The sequence below is a fragment of the Streptomyces sp. x-19 genome (assembly GCF_046549115.1).
In the GTDB taxonomy this organism is placed as follows: Bacteria; Actinomycetota; Actinomycetes; order Streptomycetales; family Streptomycetaceae; genus Streptomyces; species Streptomyces albulus_C.
In genome coordinates, this window is sequence record NZ_JAJPWK010000003.1 from 312,324 (window position 1) to 328,671 (window position 16,348).

The 16,348-nt window shown below is 74.2% G+C and carries 13 protein-coding genes; 11 read left to right on the plus strand and 2 right to left on the minus strand.

The window, feature by feature from the left end:
• The first annotated feature begins 48 nt into the window (after positions 1 to 48).
• From ACLJT4_RS10075 to ACLJT4_RS10105, 7 genes are all read left to right on the plus strand, one after another.
• The gene (locus ACLJT4_RS10075) at positions 49 to 2,979 is read left to right on the plus strand and encodes a DEAD/DEAH box helicase (RefSeq protein WP_411121957.1); all 2,931 of its coding nucleotides are present in this window, start codon (positions 49 to 51) and stop codon (positions 2,977 to 2,979) included.
• Positions 2,980 to 3,065: 86 nt separating this feature from the next.
• A complete protein-coding gene (locus tag ACLJT4_RS10080; RefSeq protein WP_411121958.1) occupies positions 3,066 to 4,403 on the plus strand; it encodes an SWF or SNF family helicase in 1,338 nt (445 codons plus the stop codon).
• 256 nt (positions 4,404 to 4,659) lie between these two features.
• Complete coding sequence (locus ACLJT4_RS10085; RefSeq protein WP_411122351.1) at positions 4,660 to 5,532, plus strand: YceI family protein; 873 nt, start codon at positions 4,660 to 4,662, stop codon at positions 5,530 to 5,532.
• Positions 5,533 to 5,563: 31 nt separating this feature from the next.
• Entirely contained in the window at positions 5,564 to 6,499 is a 936-nt protein-coding gene (mmuM, locus tag ACLJT4_RS10090; RefSeq protein ID WP_411121959.1) for a homocysteine S-methyltransferase, read from the plus strand.
• A gap of 295 nt (positions 6,500 to 6,794) precedes the next feature.
• Entirely contained in the window at positions 6,795 to 7,571 is a 777-nt protein-coding gene (locus ACLJT4_RS10095) for a transporter substrate-binding domain-containing protein (protein WP_038523531.1), read from the plus strand.
• A complete protein-coding gene (locus ACLJT4_RS10100) occupies positions 7,571 to 8,362 on the plus strand; it encodes an amino acid ABC transporter permease (RefSeq protein ID WP_016574547.1) in 792 nt (263 codons plus the stop codon). The genes ACLJT4_RS10095 and ACLJT4_RS10100 overlap by 1 nt, the downstream gene beginning before the upstream one ends.
• A 64-nt stretch (positions 8,363 to 8,426) precedes the next feature.
• On the plus strand, positions 8,427 to 9,266 hold the full coding sequence (locus tag ACLJT4_RS10105) for an amino acid ABC transporter ATP-binding protein (protein ID WP_411121960.1): 840 nt from the start codon (positions 8,427 to 8,429) through the stop codon (positions 9,264 to 9,266).
• A gap of 45 nt (positions 9,267 to 9,311) precedes the next feature.
• On the opposite strand, the gene ACLJT4_RS10110 is transcribed toward ACLJT4_RS10105, so the two are convergent.
• A complete protein-coding gene (locus ACLJT4_RS10110; protein WP_411121961.1) occupies positions 9,312 to 10,175 on the minus strand; it encodes a hypothetical protein in 864 nt (287 codons plus the stop codon).
• A 187-nt stretch (positions 10,176 to 10,362) separates the two neighbouring features.
• On the opposite strand from ACLJT4_RS10110, the gene ACLJT4_RS10115 reads away from it, so the two are divergent.
• Together ACLJT4_RS10115 and xylB are read left to right on the plus strand one after the other, a co-directional pair.
• Positions 10,363 to 11,331 (plus strand): acetylxylan esterase, encoded by a 969-nt coding sequence (locus ACLJT4_RS10115; protein WP_411121962.1) that lies wholly within the window; start codon positions 10,363 to 10,365, stop codon positions 11,329 to 11,331.
• A 153-nt stretch (positions 11,332 to 11,484) separates the two neighbouring features.
• A complete protein-coding gene (gene xylB / locus ACLJT4_RS10120; protein ID WP_411121963.1) occupies positions 11,485 to 12,915 on the plus strand; it encodes a xylulokinase in 1,431 nt (476 codons plus the stop codon).
• A 72-nt stretch (positions 12,916 to 12,987) separates the two neighbouring features.
• On the opposite strand, the gene ACLJT4_RS10125 is transcribed toward xylB, so the two are convergent.
• Positions 12,988 to 13,176 (minus strand): hypothetical protein, encoded by a 189-nt coding sequence (locus tag ACLJT4_RS10125; RefSeq protein ID WP_162483929.1) that lies wholly within the window; start codon positions 13,174 to 13,176, stop codon positions 12,988 to 12,990.
• Here ACLJT4_RS10125 and ACLJT4_RS10130 point away from each other — a divergent pair.
• Together ACLJT4_RS10130 and ACLJT4_RS10135 are read left to right on the plus strand one after the other, a co-directional pair.
• A complete protein-coding gene (locus ACLJT4_RS10130; RefSeq protein ID WP_411121964.1) occupies positions 13,126 to 14,538 on the plus strand; it encodes a family 2B encapsulin nanocompartment shell protein in 1,413 nt (470 codons plus the stop codon). The two genes, ACLJT4_RS10125 and ACLJT4_RS10130, sit on opposite strands and share 51 nt — an antisense overlap.
• Before the next feature lie 145 nt (positions 14,539 to 14,683).
• Positions 14,684 to 16,099, plus strand: a complete 1,416-nt coding sequence (locus ACLJT4_RS10135; RefSeq protein ID WP_411121965.1) for a family 2B encapsulin nanocompartment shell protein — start codon at positions 14,684 to 14,686, stop codon at positions 16,097 to 16,099.
• Positions 16,100 to 16,348 lie beyond the last annotated feature (249 nt).

Genomic DNA, 16,348 nt, shown 5'->3' on the forward strand with positions numbered 1-16,348 from the left:
TCGGGCGCTCCACGCTCCAGTAGTCAAATTTGAGGAGTACGCGCCCCAGTGGCTTCCCACCCCGCGGTCACGCCCGTTCCGCTCACCGAGCTGTCCCGTTGCGCGGCGCTCTTCCTGCCGTCGGATCCGCCGCGGCTCGGGCGGATCGCCTTCTGGCGCCCGGACGGCGACCCCGTCCCGGAGGCCGCCGTCCACGGCCCGGTGGTACGGGAGCAGCTGCCCGTCGCCCTCCCCACCGGGCCGGCGGACAACGACGGCATCACCGTGCGCACGGTGCCGGCCCTGGTCCTGCCGGTCGCCGCCGCGCTCCCCCTGCTCACCCGGATACGCGACGTCCGGCACGCCCATCCGGCCGCGGCCTTCTGGGGCGCCGCCGCCCTGCTCGCGCTCCACGTCGCCGCCCGCGGACGCCTGCTGCCGGGCCTCAGCCCCACCGACCACGACACCTGGCGGTCCGGTCCCCTCGACCCGGACGACGTGGCGCGGCTGCGCGGACTGGCCGCCGCGATGCCGCCGCACGCCCACGCCGCCCCGGTCCCCGGCACCGATCCGGTGCGGCTGCCGTCCCCCGAGCACCTGGTGCGGGCCTTCCTGGACGCGGTCGCCGACGGGCTGCCCCGCACCCCCGCGGCGGAACTGGCCGCCGGTGGGCCCGCCTTCGCCGCGTCCGCCCCGCAGCACGTCCCGGAACGGCGCGCCTGGGCCGCGGAGATCGCCGCCGGACACGACGCCGGGGTGCGGATCTCGCTGCGGGTGGAGGCGCACGGGTTGGAGGCCGGCGGGGCCGCAGCGCCCGCGGCCACGTTCACCGCCGTCGTCCAGGTGCACGACGCGGCCGATCCGACGGTCGTCGCGGACGCCGCCGAGGTGTGGGCGGGCACGGCCCCGGCGGGGCAGGCGTTCGGGCCTCGGGCCCGGACCGAGGCCCTGTTGACGCTGCGCCGGGCGGCCGCCGCCTGGGCGCCGTTGACGCCGCTGCTGTCGGCGGCGGTGCCCGACGCCCTGGAGTTGGCGGACGAGGAGGTCGCCGAGTTGCTCGGTCCGGCGGCCGTCGCGCTGGCCGCCACCGGGGTGCGGGTGCACTGGCCGCGGGAGTTGACGCGGACGCTCACCACGCGCGCCGTGGTGGGGCCGCCGGACGGGCCGGAAGCGGCCGGGCGCACGTCCGACGGGGTGCCGTCGCTGGTCTCGGCCGATGCGCTGCTCGCCTTCAGCTGGCGGTTCGCCATCGGCGACCAGGAGATCGACCGGGCGGAGCTGGACCGGCTCGCCGAGGACCGACGCCCCCTGGTGCGGCTGCGCGATCGGTGGGTCCTGGTGGACCCGGAGGCGGTGCGCGCCGCCCGGGACCGCAAGGACCGCGCGGTCACCCCGCTCGATGCGCTGGGTGCCGCACTCACCGGCAGCACCCAGGACGAGGACGGCAGCCAGGTGGTGGTCCAGGCGTCCGGCTGGCTCGCCCGGCTCCGCGACCGGCTGGCCGACCCGGAGGGTGCGCCGGACCCGGCCGTCGGGCCGCCCCCCGGGCTCACCGCCACCCTGCGCGACTACCAGGTGCGCGGTCTGGGATGGCTGCACCGGATGACGTCGCTCGGCCTCGGCGGCTGCCTGGCCGACGACATGGGCCTGGGCAAGACCCTCACCCTGATCGCCCTGCACCTGCACCGGCAGGGCGCTGCGGAGTCGGCCGGGCCCACGCTCGTCGTCTGCCCCACCTCCCTGATGGGCAACTGGCAGCGGGAGATCGAGAAGTTCGCGCCGGGGACGCCGGTGCGCCGCTTCCACGGCGGGCAGCGCAGCCTGGCGGACCTCACCGACGGGGAGTTCGTCCTCACCACCTACGGGACGATGCGACTGGACGCCGCCACCTTGGCGGGGGCCGGCTGGGGGCTGGTCGTCGCCGACGAGGCGCAGCACGTCAAGAACCCCTTCTCGGCGACCGCCCGGGCGCTGCGCACCCTGCCCGCCAAGGCCCGGGTGGCGCTGACCGGGACGCCGGTGGAGAACAACCTGTCGGAGCTGTGGGCCATCCTGGACTGGACGACGCCGGGACTGTTGGGGTCGTTGGGCCGGTTCCGGCAGCGGCACGCGCAGTGGATCGAGGGCGACGCGGCGGGCACCCCGGAGGCGGCCGCGGCGGCGGACCGACTGGCCCGGCTGGTGCGGCCGTTCCTGTTGCGCCGGCGCAAGTCCGATCCGGGGATCGCCCCGGAGCTGCCGCCCAAGACGGAGACCGACCGGGCGGTGGCGCTCACCGCCGAACAGGCCGCACTGTACGAAGCGGTGGTGCGCGAGGGGCTCGGCGAGATCGCCGGGACGGACGGGCTCGCCCGACGCGGCCTGGTGGTGAAGCTGCTCACCGCGCTCAAGCAGGTCTGCAACCACCCCGCGCACTACCTCAAGGAACCGCCCGGCGCGCCGGACGCCGGGGCCGCGCGGTTCGCCGGCCGGTCGGGGAAGACGGAACTGCTCGACGAGTTGCTGGACACGATCCTCGCCGAGGGCGCCAGCGTGTTGGTGTTCACCCAGTACGTGGGAATGGCGCGGCTGTTGGCGGCGCACCTGGCGGCGCGCGGGGTGTCGGCCCAGCTGCTGCACGGCGGGACGCCGGTCGCCCAACGGGAGGAGATGGTGCGGCGGTTCCAGGACGGTGCGGTGCCGGTGTTCCTGCTGTCCTTGAAGGCGGCGGGCACCGGCCTGAACCTGACCCGGGCGGCGCACGTCGTGCACTTCGACCGCTGGTGGAACCCGGCGGTCGAGGCGCAGGCCACCGACCGGGCCTACCGCATCGGCCAGACCCAGCCGGTGCAGGTCCACCGGATGGTCACCGAGGGCACGGTCGAGGACCGGATCGCCGCACTTCTCACCCGCAAACAGCGGTTGGCGGACGCGGTGCTCGGCTCCGGGGAGGCGGCACTGACCGAACTCAGCGACGCCGAGCTGGCGGACCTGGTGGCGTTGCGCGGGAACCAGCGGTGAACGGGGCGAACGGGTGGCCGCACGCACCGGTGCACGGGCGCGAGCCGGCCGGGGACAGCACCGATCGGGACGGAACGGGCGGGAACGTGGCGGAGAGGGACGGGGACGGGGACGTGGTGGACGGCGACGCGGGATACGGGAGTGGCGGGTCGGGGCCGGAACGGACGTTCGCCGCGCTCCCGGTGGCGGGCGGCCGCGGCTTCGCGCAGACCTGGTGGGGGCAGGCGTGGCTGAAGGCCCTGGAGGACACCGCGCTGGACGGGGCGCAGCTGAAGCTGGGCCGCCGGCACGCCCGCGCCGGGGCGGTCGGCGCGGTCTCCGTGCGCCCCGGCCGGATCACCGCCGTCGTCCAGGACCGCGACCACACCCGGCACCGCTCCGACGTGCTGCTCCAGCAGTTGTCCGGAACGGATTGGGACCGGCTGTTGGACGTCATCGCGGACCGGGCCGGGCATCTCGCGGCCCTGCTGGACCGCGACATGCCGCCGGTCCTGGTGGAGGACGCGGCGGCGGCCGGGGTCGAACTCCTGCCGGGCATCGGGGACCTGGAGCCGGAGTGCGCCTGCGAGGCGTGGGACCACTGTGCGCACTCGGCGGCGCTGTGCTACCAGGTGGCCCGGCTGCTGGACCAGGACCCGTTCGTGCTGCTGCTGTTGCGCGGCCGGGGCGAGACGGAGCTGCTGGACGAGCTCCAACGGCGCAGCGCGGCCCGAGCCGAGGCGGTGGCGGGCCCGGCGGACGCCGTCGGCGGGGACGCGGCCGGCGTCCCCGCGGCCGAGGCGTACGCGGCACGGGACGCCCTGCCGCCGCTGCCCCCGCCACCGCCGCCGGTCGCGGTCCCCGGCCCGGCACCGGCACTCGGCAGCGGCACCCCGCCGGCGCCCGGAGTGGCGGCGGACGCGCTGGAGTTCCTGATCGGGGACGCGGCGGCGCGCGCCCACCGGCTGCTGACGGCGGCGCTCTCCCCCGGGTCCGTCGACGGCCCTGCGGCGCCCTCGCTGACGCCCGCTCAGGACGCGGTGCGGCTGGCCGCCGCCGGGCCCGGAAGCGCGGTGCAGGCGCGGCTGGCGGAGGGTTCGGGGCGTAGTGCCCGGGGCCTGGCACTGGCCGTGCGGGCGTGGCGGGCGGGCGGTGCGGCCGGGCTGGCCGCCCTGGAGGAGGAGTGGACGCCGGCACCCGAGGTGGTCTCCCGGTTGTCCGAGCAGGTGGCGGCGGCCTGGGAGGACGCGGCGTCCCGGTCGCGCCTACGGGCCGCCGGCAACCGCTGGACGGTCGTCGGCGGGGACGTCCAACTCCGCTTCGGGCGCGACGGACGGTGGTGGCCGTTCCGCAAGGAGGGCGGGCGGTGGGCGCCGGCCGGTCCCGCGGCCGACGACCCGGTGGCGGCGTTGGCCTGCCTCGCGGTGGAGCCACCGGAGGGGTGACGCCGGGGGAATCCCCCCACAGTGCGAGAAAGGTCACCTTTGATCTGACCTTGACAGCTTGTGGTCATTTCGGGTCGCCACCAATGACAGGATGGAACCGAATCCGCACCCTTTTCGTGCGATTCATTCCGCGGCCGCATCCCCGTGCGTCCGCGTGCGCCCGCCCGCGGCAGCGCGCGTACCCGCTCGCGCGCTGTCCGGCGCCCGACCGATGCGACCGATCCGACTGATCCGACTGATGGGGCCCCGTCCTGCCATGCCGCTCGCCTTCCTGCACCGCCTGCGCGACCGCTCGCCGCACACCGCCCAGCCGCCCCTGCCCCGCGGGGCGGGCGCGCTGGACCTGTGCGTCAACGATCCCGTCGGCCTCCCCATGGCCGGGGTGGCGATCTCGGTCCGCGACGCCGGCGGCCAGGAGGCGACGGCCGGCCGGACCGACCCCAACGGCCGGCTGACCGTGACCCTGCCGCCCGGTGGCTACCGGCTGGTGGCCACCTCCGACGGCTTCCGCCCGGCCCGCTTCGAGGCCGAGGTGGTGGCGGGCGGACGGACCGCGCCCCGCCCGGTCACGTTGGAGTTGGCGCCGGCGCTGCCGTTGCCCGGCCCCGGCCAGTGGCGGCTCGACCCCGACCACAGCGCCCTCCGCTTCACCGCCCGGCACATCGGACTGGCCGAGATCCACGGCCGGTTCAACGTCTTCGAGGGCGGACTGTGGATCGGTGAGCGGATGCAGGACTCCCGGGTCGAGGTCACCATCGACGCGGCGAGCATCGACACCGGCGTGCGGATGCGCGACGACCATCTGCGGTCGGCGGAGTTCCTGGACGTGGCCCGCTTCCCCCACCTCCAGTTCTCCGGCGAACGGTTCGTCCACAAGGGCGGCGGCCGGTGGGCGGTGCAGGGCGTGCTCCACCTGCACGGCGTCAGCCGCACCATCCATCTGGACACCCGCTACCTGGGCATCGGCACCGGCATCGCGGGCGAGACCCGCACCGCGTGCCAGGCCGTCACCGAACTGCACCGCGAGGACTTCACCCTGGACTGGCGCAAGATGCTGGCCAGGGGCATCGCCGCGATCGGCGCTACCATCCGGGTCGAGCTGGACATCCAGGCGGTCCGGCCCGAGTAGCCGCGCACCGCAACAAGGAGAAGTGGTCCCCATGACCGGCCCGACGCCCCAGCCACCGGCACCGACGTTCGCCGCGGCGCTCGCCGCCGGACCGGTCGTCCTCGACGGCGGACTCTCCAACCAACTGGAGGCCGACGGCCACGACCTGAGCGACGCGCTGTGGTCGGCCCGGCTGCTCGCCGAGGAACCCGAGGCGGTGGTGCGGGCCCACCTCGCCTACTACCGGGCCGGCGCCCGGGTCGCCCTCACCGCCAGCTACCAGGCCACCTTCGAGGGCTTCGCCCGGCGCGGCACCGGCCCGCAGGAGACCGCCGAACTGCTGCGCCGCAGCGTCGAACTCGCCCGCGAGGCGGCCGCCCGCGCGCACGCCGGCGGGGTCGCCGGGCCGCTCTACGTCGCCGCGTCGGCGGGGCCGTACGGCGCGATGCTGGCGGACGGCTCCGAGTACCGCGGCCGGTACGGCCTGTCCGTGGACGCGCTGGAGCGCTTCCACCGGCCGCGCCTGGAGGTGCTGGCCGCCGCCCGGCCGGACGTGCTGGCCCTGGAGACGGTGCCGGACGCGGACGAGGCACAGGCCCTGCTGCGGGCCGTCCGCGGCCTCGGCGTCCCGGCCTACCTGTCGTTCAGCGTCGCCGGCGACCGCACGCGTGCCGGGCAGCCGTTGGCCGAGGCGTTCGCCGCAGCGGCGGACGCGGACGAGGTGATCGCGGTCGGGGTCAACTGCTGCGCGCCGGACGACGCGGACCGGGCGGTGGAGATCGCGGCCCGGGTCACCGGCAAGCCGGTGGTGGTCTACCCCAACAGCGGTGAGCAGTGGGACGCCGCGGCGCGGGCCTGGCGCGGCAGCCCGACCTTCCGCGCGGACCGGGTGGCCGGCTGGGTCGCGGCCGGCGCCCGACTGATCGGCGGCTGCTGCCGGGTGGGTCCGGACGCCATCGCCGCACTCGCGACCGCACTGGGCCGCTGACCCGACCGCAGCACGACGGGCAACGGACGGCGGCCGACCGGCACCGCCCGTTGGCCGGAGGCGCTCTTCTACAACGCCGGCGGCACCAACCGCGCCTCCCGTTCGGTGGCCCGGACGTTGGGCCTGACCCCGCTCGGCTGGCTCTGGACCCTGCGCTGAGCCGGCCGCCGCCCGCGCGGGCGTTACCCAGCCGCAACGGACGCACCGGCGACAACACCCCCGGCCGATGGCAGGATGCAGGCCAACTCGCTGCTCCCCCGGCCCGGTTGATCGTCACGGCACTCCTGGAGGCCCTGTGACCGCTCGCTCCGCGTTGCCCCTTCTGGCCGCCGTCGCGGCCACCGCCCTCCTGGCGGGCTGCACCAGCACCGCACCCGCCGGCGAGGGCCGGGGCCCGGAACTGGTCCGCCCCGGAACGCTCCTGACCTGCACCCACCTCCCCTACGCCCCGTTCCAGGTGACGCGCGACGGCAAGGTCGTCGGCTTCGACGTCGACCTGGTGGACCTGGTGGCCAAGGACCTGGGCGCCACCCAACAGATCATCAACACCCCCTTCGAAGGCATCGAGACCGGGCAGGACTTCGCCATCCGCAAGTGCGACCTGGCCGCCGCGGGCATGACCATCACCCCGGCCCGGAAGAAGGTCATGGACTTCTCCGACCCGTACTTCGACGCCACCCAGGCACTGCTGGTGAAGCGCGGCAGCCCGCTGAAGAAGATCGAGGACCTCCGGGGCAGGAAGCTCGGCTACCAGAAGGCGACGACCGGCGCCGTCTACGCCAAGGCCCACGCACAGGGCGTCGAACTGGTCGAGTTCGAGGACGTCGGGCTGCTGCTGACCGCCGTGAAGTCCGGCCAGGTGGCCGCCGGGATCAACGACAACGGCGTGCTCCTCGACTACGTGAAGCACAACCAGGACACCCGGGTCGCGACCGAGTTCGACACCGGCGAGCGCTACGGGTTCGGCGTGCGGAAGGGCAACGACGCGCTGCGGCAACGCATCAACGCGGTCCTCGCCCGGGCGAAGAAGGACGGCAGCTACGACCGGATCCACCGCAAGTGGTTCGGCTGATGCCCCGCCGCCCGTCCAAGCGGCGCCGGGCCCGGCTCGTCCGCGGCGTGCAGTACGGCGTGCTGCTCGCCGCGGCGGCCGTGCTCGCGCTGGCCGCCGACTGGCGCCGGCTGGGCTCGGCGTTCTTCGACCTCTCCGTCGCCAAGGCACTGTTCCCGGACATCGTGACCACCGCACTGGTCAACACCGTGCGGTACACCCTGCTGGGTTTCGGGTTCGGGCTCGCCCTCGGGCTGTTGCTCGCCCTGATGCGACTGTCGTCGGTGCCGCCGTACCGCTGGCTCGCGGTGACCTACATCGAGTTCTTCCGCGGGATCCCCGCGCTCCTGGTGTTCATCGCGCTCGGCTTCGGGGTGCCGCTGGCGTTCCAGGTCGCGCTCGACCAGGGCGTCACCGTGATGCTGTCGCTGGGTCTGGTGGGCGCGGCCTACATGGCGGAGACCATCCGGGCCGGCATCCGGGCGGTGCCCAAGGGCCAGACGGAGGCCGCGCGTTCGCTGGGCATGTCGCAGGGCCGGGCGATGGTCTCGATCGTCATTCCGCAGGCGTTCCGGATCGTGCTGCCACCGTTGACCAACGAGCTGATCCTGCTGACGAAGGACTCCTCGCTGGTGTATCTGCTGGGCCTGTCGCTCTCCCAGTTCGAGCTGGCCAACTTCGGGCGGGACGCGCTGAACGAGCACAAGAGCCTCACCCCGGTGCTGATCGCCGGGCTGCTCTACCTGGTGATCACCCTTCCGCTGGGCCAGGTGGTCCGCCGGTTGGAGGCCCGCACGGCGCGGGCCCGGTGACGGGACGGGGGCGCGGACGGATGGCGCGACGACCGGTGGCGGGGCTGGCGGGGAGGGGCACGGGATGACCGACGTCGGGGGCGGCAACGCCATCGAGGTGCGCGGACTGCACAAGGCGTTCGGCGCGGTGGAGGTGCTGCGCGGGATCGACTTCTCGGTGGCGCGCGGCGAGGTGGTCTGCGTCATCGGGCCGTCGGGGTCCGGGAAGTCGACGCTGCTGCGGTGCGTGAACCTGCTGGAGGAGCCGAGCGCCGGCCGGATCACGGTCGCCGGCACCGAGGTCACCGACCCGGACGTCGACATCGACCGGGTGCGTCGCAGGATCGGCATGGTCTTCCAGTCCTTCAACCTCTTCCCGCACCTGACCGCGTTGGAGAACCTGACCATCGCCCAGCGCCGGGTGCTGCGCCGCGACCGGGCCGCGGCCGAGCGGGTCGCCCGTGACCAACTGGCCCGGGTCGGCCTGGGCGACAAGGCCGCCGCCTATCCGGCGCAGTTGTCCGGCGGTCAGCAACAACGGGTCGCCATCGCCCGTGCGCTGGCGATGGCTCCGGAGCTGATGCTCTTCGACGAGCCGACCTCCGCGCTCGACCCCGAACTGGTCGGCGACGTGCTGGCGGTGATGCGCTCGCTGGCGCGGGACGGGATGACGATGCTGGTCGTCACGCACGAGATGGGCTTCGCCCGGGAGGTCGCCGACCGGGTGGTCTTCATGGACGGCGGGCTGATCGTCGAGGAGGGCGCCCCGGAACGGGTGGTGGGCGCTCCCCGGCACGAGCGGACCCGGGCGTTCCTGTCACGCGTGCTGGACCCGGCGGCGGCCGAGGTGAACGGGACGGGCGGTCCGGACGGGCCCGACGCGCCGGGGCCGGTGACCGGAGCGCCGCTCCGCCCGGCACCGTGACGCCCGTCCCGCAGCCCGGTGTCCGGCTCCCGGTCCCGTCCCGGGTCAGGTCAACGGCCGGGTGAGCTTCTTGGTACCGCTGCGGTTGCCCGTCAGGCTGCACACCACGGTCTTGATGCCCAGCTTGTAGCCCTGGGCACTGGGGAACTGCACGTAGGTGCCCCCGGCGGTCCCGGCGGGCTGTTTGGACGCCTTGTCCTGGAGCTCCGAGGAGCACAGCGTGGACGCCTTGTCCTTGATCTCGTTCTCGGTGGTCAGGCCGCGCGGCAGGGTGTAGAGGAAGACGACCTCGGCGTCGTGCGGGCCGGTGCAGGGCGCCGACTCGTTGTTGCCGCCGTTCCCGCCCGGCGGCATGTCGAAGCAGTCGCCGGTCTTCAGGGCGTAGAAGGCGACGCCGCGTCCCGAGGGCGCGGACGCGGTGCTCTCGGGGCCGGTGGGGGTCGCGGAGGCCGAAGGGGACGGCGTCGGCAGCCCGGAGTCCGAGGAGGCCGGGGTGGGACTGGCGGTGGTGCCGGTGCCCGGCCGGGCCTGGTTGCGCCCGCCGCCGCCGTTGGTGGCCCATATGACGCCGCCGACGACGAGCGCCACGATCAGCACGCCGGCGCCGATGATCAGCGCGATGGTGGTGCCGTTGCCGCCGCCGGAGGGCGGGGCGGGCGGCTGCTGCCAACCACCCGGACCGCCGGCCCCGGGCGGGCCGAAGCCGCCGGCAGGGGCGCCGTAGGGGCCGGCCGGCGGCTGCCCGGGCTGGGGCGCCGCCGGTCCGTGGCCACCCGGACCGTACCCGCCCGGCGCCGGCTGCTGCCCGCCGGGCCCATAGCCGCCGTACGGCGGGCCGTAGCCGCCCGGCCCGCCCGGGGGCGGCTGGTGCGGCGGTTGGTTGGACGGCGGAGGCGGGGGAAAGCTCATGGCGGAAATGTCGCTTCTTTGGTGGGGGTCAGGGACGCGGCGACCGATCCGGACCGTTCCGGGGCGAACCCTCCGCCCCGTGGGCACCGTTGGCGACCCGTGGCCCGGACGGACGGCTCCCGATCCTGATCGCCCGGACAGACCCTAACGTGCCCGACGTGTACGCCTCACTGCCCGGAGGTGCGCCATGTTCACCGACCTTCCCCTGGACGAACTCCGCCGCTACCGCCCTCCCCTGCCCGAGCCCCCGGGCTTCGACGCGTTCTGGCACCGGACCCTCGACGAGGCCCGGGCCCACGACCTCGCCCCCCGCTTCACCCCGCTCGACGACGGACTGACCCAACTCCACGTCGACGACCTGGATTTCGCCGGCTTCGGCGGGCACCGCATCCGCGGCTGGTTCCTGCGCCCGCGCGCGGCGGCCGGCCCCCTGCCGTGCGTGGTGCAGTACCTCGGCTACGGCGGCGGCCGGATGTTCCCGCACGACTGGCTGCTGTGGCCGTCGGCCGGATACGCCACGCTGGTCATGGACACCCGTGGCCAGAGCGGCCCCAACCGCCCCGGCGAGACCCCGGACCCGGTGGGCATCGCCCACCCGGGCGTACCGGGCAAGCTCACCCAGGGCCTGCTGGACCCCGACACCTACTACTACCGGCGGCTGATCACCGACGCCGTACGGGCCGTCGAGGTCGCCCACGGACACCCCGCGGTGGACGCCGCCCGGATCGTGGTCGCCGGCGGCAGCCAGGGCGGCGGCCTCGCCCTGGCCGTGGCGGGCCTGGTCCCCGGTCTGGCGGGGGCCCTGATCGACGTGCCGTTCCTCACGCACGTCCGGCGGGCCCTGGACATCACCGACCAGGGCCCGTACGGCGAACTGGCCCGCTACTTCGCGGGCCAGCGCGACCACGTCGACACCGCGCTGCACACCCTCGACCACTTCGACGGCCTGAACTTCGCGGTCCGCGCCACCGCCCCGGCGCTCTTCGGCACCGCCCTGCGGGACGAGGTCGTGCCGCCCTCCACCGGGTTCGCCGCCCACCACCACTATGCGGGCGAAAAGCAGTTGGAGGTGTGGCGGTTCAACGCCCACGAGAGCGGCGGCGGCGCCCAACGGACCGCGGAGGTCCGCTTCCTGCGCAAGCTGTTCGGCGGCTGACCGCGACCGGCCGGCGCGCGCCGCGCGTGTCGTCCACAGGCCGCCCGGGACCGGCGCTGCGCGCATTACTATGCGGCAGCGCACCGGGGCCCCAAGCGGCCGGGAGCCCCGGGGGCAGGGCCCGTACCACCGGCCGCCGAGGGAGAGTGCTCGATGGGCGCACAGTCGGCCGGACCCCTGGTCGTCGGGGTGGACAGCTCGACGCAGTCGACCAAGACGCTGGTGGTGGACGCGGAGACCGGACGGGTACTGGCCCGCGGTCAGGCACCGCACACGGTCAGCGGCGGGGCGGCCAAGGAGAGCGACCCCCGGCAGTGGTGGCGGGCGCTGGGCGAGGCACTGGCCCAGTGTGGTGCGGCCGCCCGGCAGGCGTCCGCGGTCTCGGTCGCCGGCCAACAGCACGGCCTGGTGACCCTGGACGCGGCCGGCGAGCCGGTCCGCCCGGCCCTGCTGTGGAACGACGTCCGCCCGGCCCCCGAGAGCGCCCGGCTGATCGCGGAGGGCGGCGGCCCGGCGGCCTGGGCGGAGCGGATCGGCAGCGTACCGGGCCCGGCGTTCACCGTCGCCAAGTGGGCCTGGCTGCGCGCCCACGAGCCGGCCGCCGCGGCCGCCACCGCCGCCGTCCGCCTGCCGCACGACTACCTCGTCGAGCGGCTGACGGGCCAGGCGGTCACCGATCGCGGCGACGCCTCGGGAACGGGCTGGTGGGCGACGGCCACCGGCACGTACGACGCGGAAGTCCTGGACCGGGTCGGACTGGCCCCGTCGATGCTGCCGCGGGTGGCGCTCCCCGGCGAGGCGGCGGGCACCGTGCGCACCGATGAACTGCCGCTGCCGCACGGCGCGTTGGTGGCCGCCGGGACGGGCGACAACATGGCCGCGGCGCTCGGCCTCGGCCTGCGGCCGGGGCAGCCGGTGCTGAGCCTGGGGACCTCCGGGACGGCGTACGCGGTGACGACCCGCCGCCCCGCCGACCCCACCGGCACCGTCGCCGGCTTCGCCGACGCCCGCGGCGACTGGCTGCCACTGGCCTGCACGCTCAACTGCACCCTCGCGGTGGACCGGGTGGCGGCGCTGCTCGGCCGTGACCGGGAGGCCGTGGAGCCGGGCGGCGGCGCCGTGTTGCTGCCCTTCCTCGACGGCGAGCGCACCCCCAACCTCCCGCACGCCACGGGCCTGCTGCACGGGCTGCGCCACGACACCACCGCCGGCCAACTGCTCCAGGCCGCCTACGACGGCGCGGTGTTCACGCTGCTGCGGGCCCTGGACCGGCTGCCAGGAGTGGACGCCGCGCCCGACGCGCCGCTCCTGCTGATCGGCGGCGGGGCCCGCGGACATGCCTGGCGGGAGACCGTGCGACGGCTCTCGGGCCGTCCCGTGGTGGTACCGGAGGCGGACGAACTCGTCGCGCTGGGGGCGGCGGCGCAGGCGGCCGGGTTGCTGCTGGGCGAGGATCCGGCGGCGGTGGCGCGCCGCTGGGGGACGGCCCGCGGCGCGGCACATCCGGCGCGGGAGCGGGACGGCGACGCCTGGGAGCGGCTGGCGGCGACGCTGACCGACGGAGCGGCGCTGCTGGGCGGCTGACGCACCGTCCGTGATCATCGCCCCGGCACACTTTGCCCAGTACCGAAAGATCTAAACCCTTTCCATGGAAAGTCAATTCCATGCCACCCAATCGAGCGATTGTGTCGATAAAATCAACGCCGCTATCTTCGAGGCGGCGGCGAGCTGCCGGGGGGCCTTCGTTGAGTTCTGCCCGGTGTTCCACGCCGCAGCCTCGACGAGATAGGTGACATGGTGACGATTGCCGGCGAAACGCTGACCGGAAGCGCCGAAGAGAGCCAAATTTCCAGCCTGAGTACGGCCGCTGCACGGAATTTGGCGACGACCACCAAGACCGCGCCGCAGATGCAGGGGATCACCTCCCGCTGGCTGCTGCGGCTGCTGCCCTGGGTCCAGGTCTCAGGCGGTACGTACCGTGTCAACCGACGCCTGGCGTACACCGTCGGCGACGGGCGGATCGACTTCGACATCGACGGCAACGCGGTCACGATCATCCCCGACGAGCTGCGCGAACTGCCCGCCCTGCGGGACTTCACCGACACCGAGGTGCTCTCGGCGCTCGGCGAGAGGTTCGCCCAACACGAATACGCTCCCGGCGAGTTGATCGCCCAGGCCGGTGCGCCGCACGACCGGGTCGTGCTGATCGCGCACGGCCGGGTCGACCGGGTCGGCACCAGCAAGTACGGCGACGAGACCGTCCTCGAAGCCCTGGCCGGCGGCGACCACCTCGGCGACGCCGCGCTCGACGGCGCCGGCGGGGAGTGGGAGTTCAGCTACCGGGCGGTGACCCGGGTGACGGTGATGGCCCTGGCACGCCAGGACGCCCACGAGGTCATCGGCCGCTCGCCGGCCCTGCGCGACCACCTCGCGTCCGACGGCCACCGGTCCGCGCCGCCGGCCGGCACCGGCGGCGAGCCCCCGCTCGCCCTCGCCTCCGGCCACCACGGCGAACCAGCCCTGTCCAGCACGTTCGTCGACTACGAGCGCAAGCCCCGGGAGTACGAACTCAGCGTCGCGCAGACCGTCCTGCGCTCCCACACCCGGGTCGGCGACCTCTACAGCGACCCGATGAACCAGGTCGTGGAACAGCTCAAGCTCACCGTGCAGGCGCTGCGTGAGCGCCAGGAACACGAGATGATCAACAACCGCGAGTTCGGGCTGCTGCACAACGCCGCCCTGACCCAGCGCATCCACACCCGCAGCGGCCCGCCCACCCCCGACGACCTCGACGACCTGCTCGCGACGGTCTGGAAGGACCCGGGCTTCCTGCTGGCCCACCCCAAGGCGATCGCCGCGATCGGCCGGGAGTGCAGCGCCCGCGGACTCTACCCGGACGCGGTGGACTTCAACGGCCACTCACTGCCGTCCTGGCGCGGAGTGCCGATCTTCCCCTGCAACAAGATCCCGGTGACGGAGCACGGCACCAGTTCGGTGCTGCTGATGCGCACCGGCGAGGACAAGCAGGGCGTCGTCGGACTGCACCGCAGCGGAATTCCCGACGAGTACGAGCCGAGCCTTTCGGTGCGCTTCATGGGCATCGACGACAAGGCCGTCTCGAACTATCTCGTCAGCGCCTACTATTCCGCGGCCGTCCTCGTCCCCGACGCCCTGGGCGTCCTCGAAGACGTAGAAATCGGGCGTTGAGCGGGAAATCCCCGGAGGGCGGCTGCCGCACCGCACGGTCCGGCAGTGCCGCCCGCCCCACCGCCTCACTGAGTAATTTCCCGCGCTTTTCACCGCGTTTTGCCTTCCACGCTTTACGCACCGATCGGAACAGGTGACCCCCCGCATGACCACATCCGTGGACCCCACGTCCGGCCCGCAGACCGCCGGCTCCGAGGAGCACCGGTCCAGCCTGGACACCGCGGCCGCCCGCAATCTGGCGACCACGACCAAGACCCCGCCGCAGATGCAGGGGATCTCCTCGCGGTGGCTGCTGCGGATCCTGCCGTGGACGCAGGTCTCCGGTGGCACCTACCGCGTCAACCGCCGCCTGACCCACACCCTGGGCGACGGCGAGGTCGAATTCGTCACCGAGGGCTCCGAGGTCCGCGTCATTCCGCAGGAGTTGCGCGAACTGGCACCGCTTCGAGGCTTCACCGACGACCCCACGCTCCAGGAGCTCGCCGGGCGGTTCACCCAGCGGGACGTCGCCCCCGGCGACGTCCTCGCCACCAAGGGCACCACCACCGACCAGGTCATCCTGATCGCGCACGGCAAAGTCGAACGGATCGGCACCGGCAAGTACGGCGACGACACGGTGACCGCGGTCCTCGCCGGCGGTGACGCGGCCGGCGACGCCGCACTGCTGGCGCCGGACGCCGAGTGGGAGTTCACCCTGCGCGCGGCAACCCGCGGCACCGTCCTCACCCTCTCCCGTGGCGACTACGAAGAGGTGCTGGGCCGTTCGGCGGCGCTGCGCGAGCACGTCGAGAACGTCCGCACCGCACTCGTCCCGGCCCAGAACAAGCACGGCGAGGCGGCCATCGAATTGGCCGCGGGACACGTCGGCGAGCCGGCGCTGCCGGGCACCTTCGTGGACTACGAGCGGGCGCCGCGGGAGTACGAACTGAGCGTCGCGCAGACCGTGTTGAAGATCCACTCGCGGGTGGCCGACCTCTACAACGACCCGATGAACCAGCTGGACCAGCAGCTGCGACTCACCGTGGAGGCGCTGCGCGAGCGCCAGGAACACGAGATGGTCAACAACCGCGAGTTCGGCCTGCTGCACAACGCCGACCTCAAGCAGCGCATCCACACCCACAGCGGCCCGCCCACCCCCGACGACCTCGACGAGCTGATCTCCCGGCGCCGCAAGACGCAGTTCCTGCTGGCGCATCCACGGACCATCGCGGCCATCGGGCGGGAGTGGAACGCCCGCGGCATCTACCCGGCGACCGCGGAGATCGAGGGGACGCCGGTGCGCGCCTGGCGCGGCATCCCGCTGCTGCCCTGCAACAAGATCCCGATCAACCCCGACCAGACCAGCTCGATCCTGGCCCTGCGCGTCGGCGAGGAGAACCAGGGCGTGGTCGGCCTCCACCAGACCGGCATCCCGGACGAGTACCGACCGGGCCTGTCCGTCCGGTTCATGGGCATCAACGACCAGGCCGTCATCAAGTACCTGGTCAGCGCCTACTACTCCGCGGCGGTGCTGGTGCCCGACGCGCTGGGTGTCCTGGAGGACGTCGAGATCGGACACTGAGCGACCGGCCGGACGCCCCGTCACCCGGGTGCCGCCCGCAGCACTGACCCTCCGTCGGGGTCGCGGCGCGGCGCGGCACCCGGGTGACGTGCGTTGCGGCCGATCAGGGGCGTTGGGCGCAGGTCACCCGCCGCGGGCCTTCTTTGGTCAAGCCATTGACACGCCGGCCATTCCCTTGGCAGCACGCGCGCCGTTGCGCATGATGAACGCACCGGCACGTGCGTGACATGTACGCGACCCCCTCGGTCC